Origin of the sequence: Pseudomonas sp. Irchel s3h9 (assembly GCF_900187475.1) — a bacterium.
Taxonomy (GTDB): domain Bacteria; phylum Pseudomonadota; class Gammaproteobacteria; order Pseudomonadales; family Pseudomonadaceae; genus Aquipseudomonas; species Aquipseudomonas neuropathica.
In genome coordinates, this window is sequence record NZ_FYDH01000005.1 from 240,858 (window position 1) to 256,716 (window position 15,859).

Genomic DNA, 15,859 nt, shown 5'->3' on the forward strand with positions numbered 1-15,859 from the left:
TCCAGTGGATACTTCCAGAAACGGGTTCAGTTATATTTCCGGTCATTTGTGCGTCCTGACTGACGCAAATACTTGCCCCAAGCCGCCAGAGAAAACAGCCGCTCGGCCTAAATCCATATCCATCGGTAATAGCCGAACCTAGCCGATCATCGAACGGTGCGGGGTGTCGATTTAAGAGGCGTACCCAAAAAGCCGAAGCTGCCCGCCCACGACCGTTAACCGTAGGAACCGGTAAGATTACCGATCATTCTACAGCTTGTGCCTGGACATTAATAACTCCCTCCCGGCGGAAGGCACAAAAAACGTCCTTAAAATTGAAAGCATCCGAACAAGATCGATATCAAACCAACATCAACCCGGCTCAGCGTAACCACATCACAATCTCTACGAAAAATGGCTACTGTGCCAACAATGTCAGCCCTCGCGCACTGCGGAATCCAGAAGCTTCTCCAGGTACTGTCCATAGCCGGTTTTCTTCAGGCGCTCGGCTTGAGCACGCAACTGCGCCATGTCAATCCAGCCATTACTGTACGCAATCTCCTCAAGGCAGGCGACCTTCAAGCCCTGGCGCTTTTCGATTGTATGCACGAAGTGACTGGCCTCTAGCAGCGAATCATGCGTACCGGTATCAAGCCATGCGAAGCCTCGACCGAGCATTTCAACCTTCAGCGACTTCTGTTGAAGATAAGCGAGATTGACGTCGGTAATTTCGAGCTCGCCGCGCGCGGACGGCTTGATCCTCTTGGCAATATCGACAACCTGATTATCGTAGAAATAGAGGCCTGTCACTGCGTAACTGGACTTGGGCACTATCGGCTTTTCCTCGATACTCAATGCTGATCCATTAGTGTCAAACTCAACCACACCAAAGCGCTCGGGATCAGAAACGTGATACCCGAAGATAGTGGCACCCTCCTCTCGCAGGCAGGCGGAACGCAAATTGTCCGAGAAGTGCTGACCGTAGAAGATGTTGTCTCCCAGGATCAGACAGCAGGGATCATCACCAATGAACTCCTCACCGATAATGAAAGCCTGAGCCAGCCCGTCCGGGCTTGGCTGTTCGGCGTAACACAGCTTGATGCCATATTGGCTACCGTCGCCCAACAGCTTTTGAAAGCACGGCAAATCTTCAGGCGTGGAAATAATCAGAATTTCGCGCATCCCCGCCAACATCAGCACGGACAAGGGATAGAAGATCATCGGCTTGTCGTAGATCGGCAGCATTTGCTTGGACACGCCAAGGGTCAGCGGGTGCAAACGAGTACCCGAACCGCCAGCGAGGATGATGCCTTTGCGATTTATAGTGGTCATTTATTGAGAACTTCCGTAAGCATTCGGGTTACGCCACTGCGCCAATCCGGCAAGTGCAAAGAAAAATTGTCGCGCAGCTTTCCCGTATTCAACCGGGAGTTCAGTGGGCGACAGGCTGGCGTTGGGTAGACAGACGTTTCGATCGCATTGATGCCTTTCACACAGAGCTCTTCCCCATGCGCTTTGGCGAAGTCAATCACGTGAGTTGCATATCCATGCCAAGAGACTTCGCCAGCGGCCGCCAAGTGATAAAGACCCGACAATTCAGGACGCAGAAAAACCTGTCGAAGGGTCAAGGCACTGATGTCCGCAATCAGGTCTGCACCGGTTGGCGCCCCCATCTGATCAGCGATGACACTCAGACTTTCGCGCTCTTTTGCCAGACGCAACATGGTTTTGGCGAAATTATTGCCACGAGCGCCATAAACCCAGCTGGCGCGAAAGATAAGATGCTTGCAGCCGGATTCGATGATCAATCGCTCTCCCGCAAGTTTGCTGGCACCGTAGTGATTCACCGGAGCCACGGCGTCACTCTCCCGCCATGGTGCAGATCCATGCCCATCGAAGACATAATCTGTCGAGTAATGAACCAGCCACCCGCCAAGCGCTCTGACCTCTTGCGCCAATACTCCAACAGCACGCGCGTTCACAAGATCTGCCAGCTCAGTCTCGACCTCAGCCTTGTCGACTGCGGTGTAAGCAGCCGCATTGACAACGACATCTGGCCTGATTGCGCGGAGAGTTGCCCGTAACCCATCAATATTGCTCAGGTCACCGCACAAGCCATCGGTTACTTGACGATCCAGTGCCACCAACTCACCGAGGGGCGCGAGAGATCGCTGCAACTCCCAACCGACCTGGCCGTTTTTTCCCAGAAGAAGGATTTTCATGCCTTGCCCGTACGATCTGCGTAGTTCTGATCAATCCACTGCTGATAGCTGCCGCTCTTCACATGCGCGACCCATTCAGTATTGTTCAGATACCACTCCACCGTTTTGCGGATACCACTATCAAACGTTTCTTCCGGCGCCCAACCAAGCTCTTGCTGTATCTTGCTTGCATCAATCGCGTAACGCTGATCATGACCGGGGCGGTCCTGCACGTAAGTGATCAGACTCGCATGGGGGCAATGAGGCGAAGCCGGGCGCAACTCATCAAGCAGCGCGCAGAGAGCATGCACTACTTCGATATTTTGTTTCTCGTTGTGGCCACCAATGTTGTAAGTCTCGCCGATGACGCCATCGGTGACGACTTTGTAGAGCGCGCGAGCGTGATCCTCCACATACAGCCAGTCACGTACCTGGTCGCCCTTGCCGTAAACCGGTAGCGCCTTGCCTTCCAGAGCGTTAAGTATGATCAGCGGAATCAGCTTTTCCGGAAAGTGGTACGGACCATAGTTGTTCGAACAATTGGTAACCAGGGTCGGCAGACCATAGGTGCGAGACCACGCGCGAACCAGGTGATCGGAGCTAGCCTTGCTGGCAGAGTAAGGCGAACTTGGCTGGTAGGGCGTGGTTTCGGTAAACAGATCTTCAGGCCCTTCCAGATCGCCGTACACTTCATCAGTAGAGATATGATGAAAGCGAAAAACGGCTTTACGACCTTGCTCCAGGCCGCTCCAGTAATGACGCGCTGATTCCAGAAGCGTGTAGGTGCCAATGATGTTGGTCTGGATGAATTCCGACGGACCCGATATGGAGCGGTCAACGTGCGACTCTGCCGCCAAATGCATGATCGCGTCAGGCTGGTGCTCACGCAGAACTCGATCCATTTGACCGCGATCACAAATGTCTACGCGCTCAAATGCATAGCGCGAGCTCTGACTCACATCAGCCAGAGACTCCAGATTGCCGGCATAGGTCAGCTTATCGACGTTAACGACAGAATCGCCGGTATTGGAAATGATGTGACGGATAACTGCTGAGCCGATAAACCCGGCGCCGCCGGTTACTAGAATTTTCACGCGGTACCATGCCTTTGAGCTGCTGACAGCGATTCGGGAGCGCTGTCCAATCCACGAATGCAAAAGCTACCAATCGTAGCTTTTATCAAATTCAGTCTGAATGGGTGTGAAAACCTCACAACCAAAAGAGGATCGCATTTTACAGCTTCATAGGCGTTTTACTATTGGATATAGCTAAGCCTGGAAGCAAGCATATGAGGCTTTCACTCTGTCAAATGCTTGCGCGCAGCTCTGTTTTTACTCGCGACTCTTGATGAGCGCCCCAAAAACCAGCCTAACACCGGCCCGATCAGCATCCCGACAAGCAAAGCCAAAACCACGATCAACGAAATCGGCAACTGAGGCCCAGACAACCCCAGAAACAATAACGAAACCGACTGCTGATTCTCGAGAACAAACGCCAGAATCACCAAAATCAGTAAAAGAATAAAAACGCCAAGAAGTATGCGCTTGAGGTTACGCATCAGCGCCCCCTTGAAAAATAGCGAAGATCAAACCCCCTCCTCCTCTTCCTCATTCACCCGATCACGCAGCTCTTTACCCGGCTTGAAATGCGGTACGAACTTACCGTCCAGACTAACCGACTGACCTGTCTTCGGATTACGACCGACGCGCGGCGCGCGGTAATGCAGGGAGAAGCTGCCAAACCCACGGATCTCGATACGATCACCGGTGGCGAGGCACTGGGACATTTGTTCAAGCATGGTCTTGATGGCCAGCTCCACATCCTTGGATGAGAGTAGCCCTTGATGGGTGACAATTCGTTCGATCAACTCCGACTTCGTCATATTTTTCCCTTCTTTTTCAAGCAGCTAGATCAGCGCTTGAAAGGTTTTAGCACGCCCGGAAGATTTTGAACAGCCCAGGGATTGACATATCTTCCTCCGCGTCGAAACGCCCGTTTTCAGGGCATCACAGCAACAAACAGGGCACAGCATGCTTAACGGCATATCACCAGCATGGTTCGCGTCACGTAGCCCGCCGGGTTGAAGCCAAAAGGAAACTCGTCCTCATCCTTGGCATCATCTGATCGCGTGATCACTTTGTACCCCGCGCCCTTGCACTCCTTAGCCGCGCGCTTCTGGCACTTCTCCCAGCCTGAGCCCAACCCGGAGCAGTCGACCTCTATACCACTGACACCACGCACGGCATGGGTCTTGGCACTGGTCGTACAGCCAGCCAGAGCCAGCACAGCCATGAGGACAATAAACTTGTTCATCCACTTCCTTATGCCAGGCAATGCCCGACCGCTACACGCTTAAGATCAAGCTTAGTCGTGAATAGGCGATTGATCCGATTAAAGAAACAGACCACCCGGAAGCAAGATTGGTTTCACCAAAAACCCCACGCAAGCCGTGAGCACTAAATCGCAGGCACAAAAAAGGGCGACCGAAGTCGCCCTTTTTCATGATCAAGCAGAACTTAGTTCTGTTTGGCCATTGCTTGACGCAGCAGTGCAGCCATAGTGGTATCGGCAGGAGCAGCAGCTTCACCTTCTTTCAGGCTCTGGATAGCTTCTTTCTCTTCAGCATCGTCTTTCGATTTGATCGACAGCTGAATTACACGGCTCTTACGATCAACGCTGATGATCTTGGCTTCTACTTCCTGGCCTTCTTTCAGAACGTTGCGCGCGTCTTCAACGCGGTCACGGCTGATTTCGGAGGCTTTCAGAGTCGCTTCGATATCGTCGGCCAGAACGATGATGGCGCCTTTGGCGTCAACTTCTTTCACGGTGCCAGTAACGATTGCGCCTTTGTCGTTAACCGAGACGTACTCGGAGAACGGATCGCTTTCCAGTTGCTTGATACCCAGGGAGATACGCTCGCGCTCTGGGTCAACCGACAGGATAACGGTGTCCAGCTCGTCGCCCTTCTTGAAACGACGTACGGCTTCTTCGCCCACTTCGTTCCAGGAGATGTCGGACAGGTGAACCAGACCGTCGATGCCGCCGTCCAGACCAATGAAGATACCGAAATCGGTGATCGACTTGATGGTGCCGGAGATTTTATCGCCCTTGTTGAACTGGCCAGAGAAATCTTCCCATGGGTTAGATTTGCACTGCTTGATGCCCAGGGAGATACGACGACGCTCTTCGTCGATGTCCAGAACCATAACTTCCACTTCGTCGCCGACTTGTACGACTTTCGAAGGGTGGATGTTCTTGTTGGTCCAGTCCATTTCCGAAACGTGTACCAGACCTTCAACGCCTTCTTCCAGCTCAGCGAAGCAGCCGTAGTCGGTCAGGTTGGTTACACGAGCGGTAACGCGAGTGCTTTCTGGGTAACGGGCTTTGATAGCAACCCATGGATCTTCGCCCAGTTGCTTCAGGCCCAGGGAAACACGGTTGCGTTCGCGATCGTATTTCAGAACCTTAACGTCGATTTCGTCACCAACGTTGACGATCTCGGAAGGATGCTTGATGCGCTTCCAAGCCATGTCGGTGATGTGCAGCAGGCCGTCCACGCCACCCAGATCGACGAATGCGCCGTAATCGGTGAGGTTTTTGACGATACCTTTGACTTGCTGGCCTTCCTGCAGGGATTCCAGCAGAGCTTCACGCTCGGCGGAGTTCTCGGCTTCCAGGACGCTGCGACGGGAAACGACAACGTTGTTGCGCTTCTGGTCCAGCTTGATGACCTTGAATTCCAGCTCTTTGCCTTCCAGGTGCGTGGTGTCGCGCACTGGACGGACGTCAACCAGGGAACCTGGCAGGAACGCACGGATGCCGTTAACGTCGACAGTGAAGCCGCCTTTAACCTTACCGTTGATAACGCCCTTGACCACTTCCTCGGCTGCGAAGGCTGCTTCCAGAACGATCCAGCATTCAGCGCGCTTGGCTTTTTCACGGGACAGCTTGGTTTCACCGAAACCGTCTTCAACCGAGTCCAGCGCAACGTGAACTTCGTCACCGACATTGATAGTCAGATCGCCAGCGTCGTTGTAGAACTGCTCAAGCGGGATGAGTGCTTCAGACTTCAGGCCAGCGTGAACGGTTACCCAGCGAGCTTGGTAATCGATATCAACGATAACACCGGTGATGATGGAGCCTGCCTGAAGGTTCAGGGTTTTTAGGCTTTCTTCAAAGAGTTCCGCAAAGCTTTCGCTCATTTTAATTCCTGTAAATGAGGGCGAAGGATACGCCCATCTCCACACCCCAGACGGTGTGGGTTAGTTTCATATAGAAGAAGCGTCGCAGGACTATGACTGGTCCCCTGCGGCCTTCTTGGTCACCCGGCGATATCGCGAATGGCGATCTCGCTCATGATGCGTTCAAGCACCTGATCGATGGACAACTCCGTGGAATCCAGCTGTATGGCGTCAGCCGCCGGCTTAAGCGGGGCTACCGCTCGCTGGGTGTCACGCTCGTCGCGTGCACGGATCTCATCTAGCAGACTCGACAGACTAACACCCTCGACTTTGCCCTTCAACTGCAAATATCGACGGCGCGCCCTCTCCTCGGCACTGGCGGTCAGGAAAATCTTCAGCGGTGCATCCGGAAAAACCACCGTGCCCATGTCGCGACCATCGGCCACCAGACCCGGCGCTTCCTGAAAAGCACGCTGGCGCTGCAGCAGCGCCTCGCGTACGGCCGGCAATGCAGCCACTTGCGAAGCGCCGGAGCCGACGCTTTCGGTGCGGATCACATCGCTGACTTCGTCACCTTCCAGAATGATCCGTTGCAACTGACCTTCGGTCGCCGCAATGAACTGAACATCCAGATGAGCGGCAAGCTTCTTCAGCAGCTCTTCATTGGTCAGGTCGACACCATGGTTATGCGCAGCAAATGCCAGCAAGCGGTACAACGCACCGGAATCCAGCAGGTTCCAGCCCAGACGCTTGGCCAGTATTCCGGCTACGGTGCCTTTGCCCGAGCCGCTTGGCCCATCAATGGTGATGACCGGTGCAATGTTTTTCACGACTGAGCCTCTTGTGCCACACGAATGCCGACCTGCCCGCACAGCGCGAGGAAGTTGGGGAACGACGTCGCGACGTTGGCGCAATCATGGATGCGGATCGGTGCGCTGGCGCGCAGGGAGGCCACACTGAAAGCCATCGCGATACGGTGATCGCCGTGACCATGCACTTCGCCGCCGCCGATCTGGCCGCCGTCGATGATGATACCGTCCGGGGTTGGCTGGCATTTCACGCCCAGCGCCAACAGACCGTCCGCCATCACCTGGATACGATCCGATTCCTTGACCCGCAGCTCTTCAGCGCCAGTCAGCACGGTACGCCCTTCAGCGCAGGCAGCCGCCACGAACAGCACCGGGAATTCGTCGATGGCCAGCGGAACCAGCTCTTCGGGAATCTCGATACCTTTGAGTTTAGCTGCCCGCACGCGCAGGTCAGCCACAGGCTCGCCGCCGACTTCACGCTGGTTTTCCAGGGTGATGTCAGCACCCATCAGGCGCAGGATGTCGATCACGCCGGTACGGGTCGGGTTGATGCCGACGTGCTCAAGCACCAGTTCCGAACCTTCAGCGATCGACGCTGCGACCAGGAAGAACGCCGACGACGAGATGTCGCCCGGCACTTCAATATGGGTCGCAGTCAGCTTGCCACCGGACTCAACCGATGCCGTAGCGCCATCAACGCTTACCGAATAACCAAAACCACGCAGCATGCGTTCGGTATGGTCACGGGTAGGTGCCGGCTCGGTCACTGTGGTCTTGCCTTCCGCGTACAGACCGGCGAGCAGCAGGCAGGATTTCACCTGAGCACTGGCCATCGGCATGGTGTAAGTCAGGCCTTTGAGTTTATGCCCGCCACGAATAGTCATCGGTGGACGACCTTCGGCAGCAGTTTCGATCACGGCGCCCATTTCGCGCAGCGGATTGGCCACGCGGTTCATCGGGCGCTTCGAAAGCGAGGCATCACCCGTCAAAACACTGTCGAAGTTTTGCGCAGCCAACAGGCCGGACAGCAGACGCATCGACGTGCCGGAGTTGCCCAGATAGATCGGGCCCGGCGCCGGTTTCAGGCCGTGCAGGCCGACACCGTGAATGGTCACGCGGCCGTGGTGCGGGCCTTCGATGACCACGCCCATGTCGCGGAATGCCTGCAAGGTCGCCAGGGCGTCTTCACCCTCAAGGAAACCTTCGACTTCGGTGACACCTTCGGCCAGCGAGCCGAGCATGATCGAACGGTGGGAAATGGATTTGTCACCCGGTACGCGAATCCGACCGGACAGGCGGCCACCAGGTTGAGCCAGGAAGATCAGATCGTTGGAATTCATAGCGTCCACATAGGCCCTGCGGGCCAGGATTTTACTGAAATGCTCGCGGGCAACCCGGGCGCGCGTGAAGACGCCCAACAATTGGTGCCCATCCCCTGCATCGACCGCGTCGCGCAAAGCGTCGAGGTCGCTGCGAAATGTATCGAGTGTGCGCAGGACAGCCTCGCGGTTGGCGAGGAAGATGTCGTGCCACATCACCGGGTCGCTTCCGGCGATTCTTGTGAAATCGCGGAAACCGCCCGCAGCGTAACGGAAGATCTCAAGATTTTCATTGCGCTTGGCCAATGAATCGACCAGACCGAAGGCCAGCAGGTGCGGCAGATGACTGGTCGCGGCCAGCACTTCATCATGACGTTCGACTTGCATGTGCTCGACATCGGCACCCAATTCGCGCCACAGACGATCGACCACAGCCAATGCGGCCGGGTCGGTTTGCTCAAGCGGCGTGAGGATCACTTTGTGGCGACGGAACAGCTCGGCATTGGAGGCTTCCACCCCGCTCTGCTCGGAGCCGGCAATCGGATGGCCCGGCACGAAACGCGCCGGCATGCCGCCAAACGCCTCGGTCGCCGCGCGCACCACATTGCCTTTGGCGCTGCCAACATCAGTCAGAATCGCCGCCCCCAGATCAATACTCGCCAAACGCGCGAGCACTTTTTCCATGGCCAGAATCGGCACCGCCAACTGAATTACGTCAGCGCCCTGACAGGCCACCACCAGATCATCTTCACAACGGTCGACCACACCCAACTCGACCGCCAGCTTGCGCGATTGCGGATCGAGATCGACCCCGACCACTTCGCGGCAGATGCCACTTTCACGCAAGCCTTTGGCAAACGAACCACCGATCAACCCCAGACCGACCACCACAAGGCGCCCGATCATAGGTGCAGCAGATTGCAGTGCAGTGACATCACCCACGAGCCAGAACCTTGCGCAGCGCTTCGAGGAAGCGGCTGTTTTCCGCCGGCAGACCAATGGTCACCCGCAGGTGGTTCGGCATGCCGTAGTTGGCCACCGGACGCACGATCACGCCTTCGCGCAGCAAGCCCTGAAACACCGGGGCTGCGACTTGAGCGAGATCGACGCAGATAAAGTTGCCTTTGGATTCGATCCAGCTCAGGCCCAGCTCACGGAAACCGGCCTGCAACTGCTGCATGCCTGCCTCGTTGAGTTGACGGCTTTGCGCCAGATATTCCTCATCCTTCAACGCCGCACAGGCTGCCGCCAAGGCGAGGCTATTGACGTTGAATGGCTGGCGAACACGGTTCAGTACATCAGCCACAACCGGGGTCGACAGACCGTAGCCAACACGCAATGCCGCCAGACCATAGGCCTTGGAGAAGGTACGCGAGACCAACAGATTCGGGTAAGCGGCAAGGAAATCCAGTCCGTCCGGCAGATCACTGCCTTCGGCGTACTCAATGTACGCCTCGTCGAGCACCACCAACACGTGCTCCGGAACATCCTGCAGGAACTCGTCCAGCGCTTCTGCGCCGAACCAGGTGCCGGTCGGATTGTTCGGATTGGCGATGAACACGACACGGGTATTGGCATCGATGGCCGCGAGCATCGCCGGCAGGTCATGCCCCCAATCCTTGGCCGGCACCACTTTGGCTTGTGCGCCGACGGCCTGAGTGGCGATCGGGTACACCGCGAACGCGTGCTCACTGAACACGGCATTCAGGCCCGGCGCCAGATAGGCACGCGCGACCAACTCAAGAATGTCATTGGAACCGTTGCCCAGAGTGACCTGGCTCAGTTCGACACGGCATTGCTCGGCCAGCAGGGATTTCAGCGCAAAACCGTTGCCATCCGGGTAACGGGTCAGCTCGGCCAGCTCTTCGCGGATGGCTGCCAAAGCTTTCGGACTGGCGCCTAGCGGGTTTTCGTTGCTCGCCAGTTTGACGATTTTGGCCGGATCCAGGTCCAGCTCGCGCGCCAGTTCGTCCACAGGCTTGCCCGGAACGTACGGCGAAAGTTGTTGCACGCCCGGCTGTGCCAGAGCGAGGAAATTGCCACTCATTTGCTACCGCCCTTAGAGAACTGCTTTCGGGTAGGAACCCAGCACTTTGAGTGCTACTGCTTCCTGACTGATCTTTTCCAGCACACCTTTGATCAACGGATCACGGTGGTGGCCGACGAAGTCGATAAAGAACACGTAGGTCCATTTGCCGCTGCGCGACGGACGGGTTTCGATGCGGGTCAGGTCGATCCTGTTGTCATGGAACGGCACCAGCAGCTCGTGGAGCGCACCCGGCTTGTTGCTCATCGAAACGATGATCGAGGTCTTGTCGTCGCCGGTCGGCGGCACTTCCTGGTTACCGATCATCAGGAAGCGCGTCGAGTTATCCGGACGGTCTTCGATCTTCTCGGCCAGACGGGTCAGGCCATACAGACCGGCCGCCATGTCGCCGGCAATCGCCGCCGAGTTCCACTCGCCCTTGACCCGCTTGGCCGCTTCAGCGTTGCTCGACACCGCGACGCGCTCGACATTCGGGTAATGCGCGTCCAGCCACTTGCGGCACTGGGCCAGCGACTGCGCGTGGGAATAGATACGGCTGATGCTGTCGGTCTTGGTGTTTTCACCGACCAACAGGTGATGGTGAATGCGCAGCTCGACTTCGCCACAGATGACCATGTCGTGTTCGAGGAAACTGTCGAGGGTGTGGTTGACCGCGCCTTCGGTGGAGTTTTCCACCGGCACCACGCCAAAATTCACCGCACCGGCCGCCACTTCACGGAATACTTCGTCGATCGCCGCCATCGGCTTGCTGATCACCGCGTGACCGAAGTGCTTCATCGCTGCAGCCTGGGTGAAGGTGCCTTCAGGGCCGAGGTAAGCCACTTTCAGCGGCTGCTCCAGCGCCAGGCACGAGGACATGATTTCGCGGAAAAGCCGCGCCATCTCTTCGTTGCCCAGTGGCCCCTGATTGCGCTCCATCACGCGCTTGAGCACCTGAGCTTCGCGCTCAGGACGATAGAACACCGGCACTTCGCCTTCGGCCAGCGAGGCCATCTTTACTCGCGCGACTTCCTGGGCGCAACGCGCACGCTCACTGATCAGCTCAAGGACTTTGGTGTCCAGAGCGTCAATACGAACGCGCAATGCCTTGAGTTCTTGCTCGGACATCAGCCGTGTTCCTTCTCGAATTCAGCCATGTACGCCACCAGCGCGTTAACGGCGGTGATGTCGACGGCGTTGTAGATGGAGGCGCGCATGCCGCCCACGGAGCGGTGGCCCTTCAGATTGAGCAAGCCGCGCTCTTCGGCACCGACCAGGAAAGGCTTGTCCAGACGATCATCAGCCAGACGGAACGGCACGTTCATCCACGAGCGGTCCGACTTGTTGATCGGGTTGCTGTAGAGGCCGCTGGCGTCGATGAAGTCGTACAGCGTGCGCTGCTTGACGTCGTTGAGCCTGGCGATCGCTTCAACGCCACCCTGCTCTTTCAGCCACTGGAACACCAGACCGGACAGGTACCAGGCCAGCGTCGGCGGGGTGTTGTACATCGAGCCGTTATCGGCCGCGACTTTGTAGTCGAGCATGGTTGGGCACAGCGAACGCGCCTTGCCGAGCAGGTCTTCGCGGATGATGTTGACGACGATGCCGCTCGGGCCGATGTTTTTCTGTGCGCCGGCGTAGATCATGCCGAAACGCGAGATGTCGACCGGACGCGAGAGGATGTCCGAAGACATGTCCGCTACCAACGGCACGTCACCGGTTTCCGGGATCCACTGGAATTCCAGACCGCCGATGGTTTCGTTCGGCGCGTAGTGAACGTAAGCGGCGTCTTTCGACAGTTTCCACTCATTCTGGCCCGGGATGGCGAAATAGTCGTAAGGCTTGGCGGTGGCGGCAACATTGACGTGACCGTAGCGCGAGGCTTCTTCGATGGCTTTCTGCGACCAGATACCGGTGTCGATATAGTCGGCCGAGCCGTTTTCCGGCAGCAGGTTCAGTGGAATCTGCGCGAATTGCTGGCTGGCGCCACCTTGCAGAAACAGCACTTTGTAGTTCGACGGGATATTCAGCAGGTCACGCAGATCCTGCTCGGCCTGGGTGGCGATGGACACGAACTCATCGCTGCGATGGCTCATTTCCATGACCGACAGACCCTTGCCGTGCCAATCAAGGAGTTCACCCTGGGCACGTTGCAGGACAGCTTCAGGAAGCGCCGCAGGACCGGCGCAGAAGTTATAGGCTCGCTTGCTCACATCCAATCTCGCTCTGATTTGGTGGTATCACGCAATAAATCACACTACCGATCAACACGGCCCTGTGGGAGCGAGCCTGCTCGCGAATGCATCACCGCGGTGCGTCAGAGGTACCGCAGCGCCTGCATTCGCGAGCAGGCTCGCTCCCACAGGGGATCTCCATGATGTCGAAATTTCATACCGGACAAATAACAAGGGGGCGAATTCTCATCCGCCCCCTCGTTTGTCCGCTTATTCTTGCGGTTCTTCGTCTGCTGCGGCGTCGAGTTGCTGGTCTTCGGCAGCATCGTCGATCACGACGTTGCCTTCGAACTCCTCGCCCTCTTCACCCTCAAGCTCTTCACCTTCAACTTCCGAAGGCTCCTGAACCCGCTCCAGCCCAACCAGGGTTTCATCCTTGGCCAGCTTGATCAGTGTGACGCCCTGAGTGTTACGACCCAGGCTCGACACTTCGTCGACACGGGTACGCACCAGAGTGCCCTGATCGGAGATCAGCATGATTTCTTCACCGTCCTGCACCTGAACCGCGCCGACCAGACGGCCGTTACGCTCGTTGCTGACCATGGCGATAACGCCCTGACCGCCACGCTTGTATTCAGGGAACTCGGTGATCGCCGTACGCTTGCCGTAGCCGCGCTCGGAAGCAGTGAGAATCTCGCTGCCTTCTTCTGGAATCAGCATGGAGATCAGCTTCTGCCCTTCTGGCAGACGCATGCCACGCACACCGCGGGCGGTACGGCCCATGGCGCGAACTTCGGATTCCTTGAAGCGAGTCACTTTGCCGCCGTCGGAGAACAGCATGATTTCCTGCTCGCCATCGGTAATGGCGGCGGAGATCAGGATGTCGCCTTCGTCCAGTTCCAGCGCGATCAGACCAACGCTGCGCTGACGGCTGAAGGCCACCAGCGGGGTCTTCTTCACGGTACCGTTGGCGGTCGACATGAAGATGAACGGGGCTTTCTTGCGGTCAGCAGCCTTGATGCGAGCACGACGCTCTTCATCGGTCTCGTTGCTGTTTTCGATTTCTTCTACATCAGCCTCGGCGCCTTCGGCTTCTTCTTCATCAGCCTGACGCTTCATGGCTTCGAGATCGACCGGCAGCATGGTGGTGATGTATTCACCTTCGCTCAATGGCAGAAGGTTGACCAGCGGACGACCACGGGCGGCGCGGGACGCTTCCGGAATCTCGTAGGTCTTGAGCCAGTAAACCTTGCCTTTGCTGGAGAACAGCAGCAGCGTGGTGTGGCTGTTGGCAACCAGCAGGTGAGCGATGTAGTCCTCATCCTTGACGCCGGTGGCCGACTTGCCTTTACCGCCACGACGCTGAGCCTGATACGCAGCCAATGGCTGGGTCTTGGCGTAGCCACCGTGGGAGATGGTCACGACGCGCTCTTCTTCCGGGATCATGTCACCCAGGGTCAGGTCGAGACGGGCATCGAGAATTTCGGTGCGGCGCTGGTCGCCGTATTCGGCGCGGATCACTTCCAGCTCTTCGCGGATCACTTCCATCAGGCGCACGGCGCTGTTGAGGATGCGGATCAGCTCGCCGATCTGGTTGAGGATCTCTTGATACTCGGCCAGCAGTTTTTCGTGTTCCAGACCGGTCAGACGGTGCAGACGCAGTTCCAGAATGGCTTGCGCCTGTTCTGGCGACAGGAAGTACTTGCCTTCACGCAGACCGTATTGCGGATCGAGGTTTTCCGGACGGCACGAATCGGCACCGGCACGCTCAACCATCGCCACCACTGCCGAGGATTCCCACGGCGTGCTGACCAGCGCTTCTTTGGCTTCCGACGGCGTCGGCGAAGCCTTGATCAGGGCGATGACCGGGTCGATGTTCGACAGGGCAACGGCCTGGCCTTCGAGGATGTGCCCACGCTCGCGCGCCTTGCGCAGTTCGAACACGGTACGACGGGTGACGACTTCGCGACGGTGACGAACAAAGGCTTCCAGCAGATCCTTGAGGTTCAGGATGCGTGGACGGCCGTCGATCAGCGCAACGATGTTGATGCCGAATACCGATTGCAGCTGGGTCTGGGCGTAGAGGTTGTTGAGGATCACCTCAGGTACTTCGCCGCGACGCAGTTCGATCACGACGCGCATACCGTCCTTGTCGGACTCGTCGCGCAGTTCGGTGATGCCTTCCAGCTTCTTCTCTTTGACCAGCTCGGCGATCTTCTCGATCAGACGCGCCTTGTTCAACTGGTAAGGGAGTTCGGTGATGACGATCTGCTGACGGCCACCGACCTTGTCGATGTCTTCGATGATCGAGCGGGCGCGCATGTAAATACGGCCACGACCGGTACGGTAGGCTTCGATGATGCCGGCGCGACCGTTGATGATCGCGGCGGTCGGGAAGTCCGGACCGGGGATGTATTGCATCAGTTCATCGACGGTCAGCTCAGGGTTGTCGATGAGCGCCAGGCAACCGTCGATGACTTCACCGAGGTTGTGCGGCGGAATGTTGGTCGCCATGCCCACGGCAATACCGCTGGAGCCGTTGACCAGCAGGTTGGGGATACGGGTCGGCATGACCGCCGGGATCATTTCGGTGCCGTCGTAGTTCGGCACCCAGTCCACGGTTTCTTTGTGCAGGTCAGCCAGCAGCTCATGCGCCAGCTTGGTCATGCGCACTTCGGTATATCGCATGGCCGCAGCGTTGTCGCCGTCGACCGAACCGAAGTTGCCCTGACCGTCTACCAGCAGGTAGCGCAGGGAGAAAGGCTGTGCCATACGAACGATGGTGTCGTACACCGCGGTATCACCGTGCGGGTGATACTTACCGATCACGTCGCCGACAACACGGGCAGATTTCTTGTACGGCTTGTTGAAGTCGTTGCCCAGCTCGCTCATCGCGAACAGTACGCGACGGTGCACGGGCTTGAGGCCATCGCGCGCATCCGGCAGTGCACGGCCGACGATCACGCTCATCGCGTAGTCGAGGTAGGACTGTTTCAGCTCGTCTTCGATATTGACCGGGAGGATTTCTTTGGCCAGTTCGCCCATGAGAAGCCTGATTCCTTTTTCTGGTGAAACTTCGTCATATCCATATGGGACCAACGAAGCTCGTCGGGGCAGACCGAGTGCCATGCACCGACTTACGACAAATCAACATTGGATCGCGGATTTGC

The 15,859-nt window shown here is 57.3% G+C and carries 13 protein-coding genes; all 13 read right to left on the reverse strand.

All coding sequences use genetic code 11. The features are described 5' to 3' along the window. Positions 1 to 414 precede the first annotated feature (414 nt). Entirely contained in the window at positions 415 to 1,311 is an 897-nt protein-coding gene (gene rfbA / locus CKW26_RS10655) for a glucose-1-phosphate thymidylyltransferase RfbA (RefSeq protein ID WP_095048557.1), read from the reverse strand. Beyond that, positions 1,308 to 2,201 (reverse strand): dTDP-4-dehydrorhamnose reductase, encoded by an 894-nt coding sequence (gene rfbD, locus CKW26_RS10660; RefSeq protein ID WP_095048558.1) that lies wholly within the window; start codon positions 2,199 to 2,201, stop codon positions 1,308 to 1,310. Before rfbD ends, rfbA begins: the two co-directional genes overlap by 4 nt. Then, positions 2,198 to 3,274: a dTDP-glucose 4,6-dehydratase gene (gene rfbB / locus CKW26_RS10665; protein WP_095048559.1), complete on the reverse strand. Its 1,077-nt coding sequence runs from the start codon at positions 3,272 to 3,274 to the stop codon at positions 2,198 to 2,200. Before rfbB ends, rfbD begins: the two co-directional genes overlap by 4 nt. A gap of 203 nt (positions 3,275 to 3,477) precedes the next feature. Beyond that, a complete protein-coding gene (locus CKW26_RS10670; protein WP_095048560.1) occupies positions 3,478 to 3,738 on the reverse strand; it encodes a lipopolysaccharide assembly protein LapA domain-containing protein in 261 nt (86 codons plus the stop codon). 27 nt (positions 3,739 to 3,765) lie between these two features. Beyond that, entirely contained in the window at positions 3,766 to 4,062 is a 297-nt protein-coding gene (ihfB, locus tag CKW26_RS10675; RefSeq protein ID WP_003189779.1) for an integration host factor subunit beta, read from the reverse strand. Positions 4,063 to 4,214: 152 nt separating this feature from the next. Next, positions 4,215 to 4,493 (reverse strand): hypothetical protein, encoded by a 279-nt coding sequence (locus CKW26_RS10680; RefSeq protein WP_095048561.1) that lies wholly within the window; start codon positions 4,491 to 4,493, stop codon positions 4,215 to 4,217. Positions 4,494 to 4,696: 203 nt separating this feature from the next. After that, positions 4,697 to 6,382 (reverse strand): 30S ribosomal protein S1, encoded by a 1,686-nt coding sequence (gene rpsA, locus CKW26_RS10685; RefSeq protein WP_093435292.1) that lies wholly within the window; start codon positions 6,380 to 6,382, stop codon positions 4,697 to 4,699. Between the two features lie 119 nt (positions 6,383 to 6,501). After that, positions 6,502 to 7,191 carry a (d)CMP kinase gene (gene cmk / locus CKW26_RS10690; RefSeq protein WP_064391442.1) on the reverse strand — a complete coding sequence of 230 codons (690 nt, stop codon included), beginning with the start codon at positions 7,189 to 7,191 and terminating at the stop codon, positions 6,502 to 6,504. Next, on the reverse strand, positions 7,188 to 9,395 hold the full coding sequence (locus CKW26_RS10695; protein ID WP_256579895.1) for a bifunctional prephenate dehydrogenase/3-phosphoshikimate 1-carboxyvinyltransferase: 2,208 nt from the start codon (positions 9,393 to 9,395) through the stop codon (positions 7,188 to 7,190). The genes cmk and CKW26_RS10695 overlap by 4 nt, the downstream gene beginning before the upstream one ends. Before the next feature lie 28 nt (positions 9,396 to 9,423). Then, positions 9,424 to 10,536, reverse strand: a complete 1,113-nt coding sequence (hisC, locus tag CKW26_RS10700) for a histidinol-phosphate transaminase (protein ID WP_077574022.1) — start codon at positions 10,534 to 10,536, stop codon at positions 9,424 to 9,426. A gap of 12 nt (positions 10,537 to 10,548) precedes the next feature. After that, positions 10,549 to 11,643 carry a prephenate dehydratase gene (gene pheA, locus CKW26_RS10705; protein WP_095048563.1) on the reverse strand — a complete coding sequence of 365 codons (1,095 nt, stop codon included), beginning with the start codon at positions 11,641 to 11,643 and terminating at the stop codon, positions 10,549 to 10,551. Beyond that, complete coding sequence (serC, locus tag CKW26_RS10710) at positions 11,643 to 12,728, reverse strand: 3-phosphoserine/phosphohydroxythreonine transaminase (protein ID WP_095048564.1); 1,086 nt, start codon at positions 12,726 to 12,728, stop codon at positions 11,643 to 11,645. The genes pheA and serC overlap by 1 nt, the downstream gene beginning before the upstream one ends. Positions 12,729 to 12,959: 231 nt before the next feature. Then, positions 12,960 to 15,734 (reverse strand): DNA gyrase subunit A, encoded by a 2,775-nt coding sequence (gyrA, locus tag CKW26_RS10715; RefSeq protein ID WP_093435302.1) that lies wholly within the window; start codon positions 15,732 to 15,734, stop codon positions 12,960 to 12,962. Positions 15,735 to 15,859: the final 125 nt, after the last annotated feature.

Bases quoted from the DNA above. Each gene is read 5' to 3' on its own strand.
- rfbA (WP_095048557.1), bottom strand. From the start codon at position 1,311: ATGACCACTATAAATCGCAAAGGCATCATCCTCGCTGGCGGTTCGGGT.
- rfbD (WP_095048558.1), bottom strand. From the start codon at position 2,201: ATGAAAATCCTTCTTCTGGGAAAAAACGGCCAGGTCGGTTGGGAGTTG.
- CKW26_RS10670 (WP_095048560.1), bottom strand. From the start codon at position 3,738: ATGCGTAACCTCAAGCGCATACTTCTTGGCGTTTTTATTCTTTTACTG.
- ihfB (WP_003189779.1), bottom strand. From the start codon at position 4,062: ATGACGAAGTCGGAGTTGATCGAACGAATTGTCACCCATCAAGGGCTA.
- CKW26_RS10680 (WP_095048561.1), bottom strand. From the start codon at position 4,493: ATGAACAAGTTTATTGTCCTCATGGCTGTGCTGGCTCTGGCTGGCTGT.
- rpsA (WP_093435292.1), bottom strand. From the start codon at position 6,382: ATGAGCGAAAGCTTTGCGGAACTCTTTGAAGAAAGCCTAAAAACCCTG.
- CKW26_RS10695 (WP_256579895.1), bottom strand. From the start codon at position 9,395: ATGATCGGGCGCCTTGTGGTGGTCGGTCTGGGGTTGATCGGTGGTTCG.
- hisC (WP_077574022.1), bottom strand. From the start codon at position 10,536: ATGAGTGGCAATTTCCTCGCTCTGGCACAGCCGGGCGTGCAACAACTT.
- pheA (WP_095048563.1), bottom strand. From the start codon at position 11,643: ATGTCCGAGCAAGAACTCAAGGCATTGCGCGTTCGTATTGACGCTCTG.
- gyrA (WP_093435302.1), bottom strand. From the start codon at position 15,734: ATGGGCGAACTGGCCAAAGAAATCCTCCCGGTCAATATCGAAGACGAG.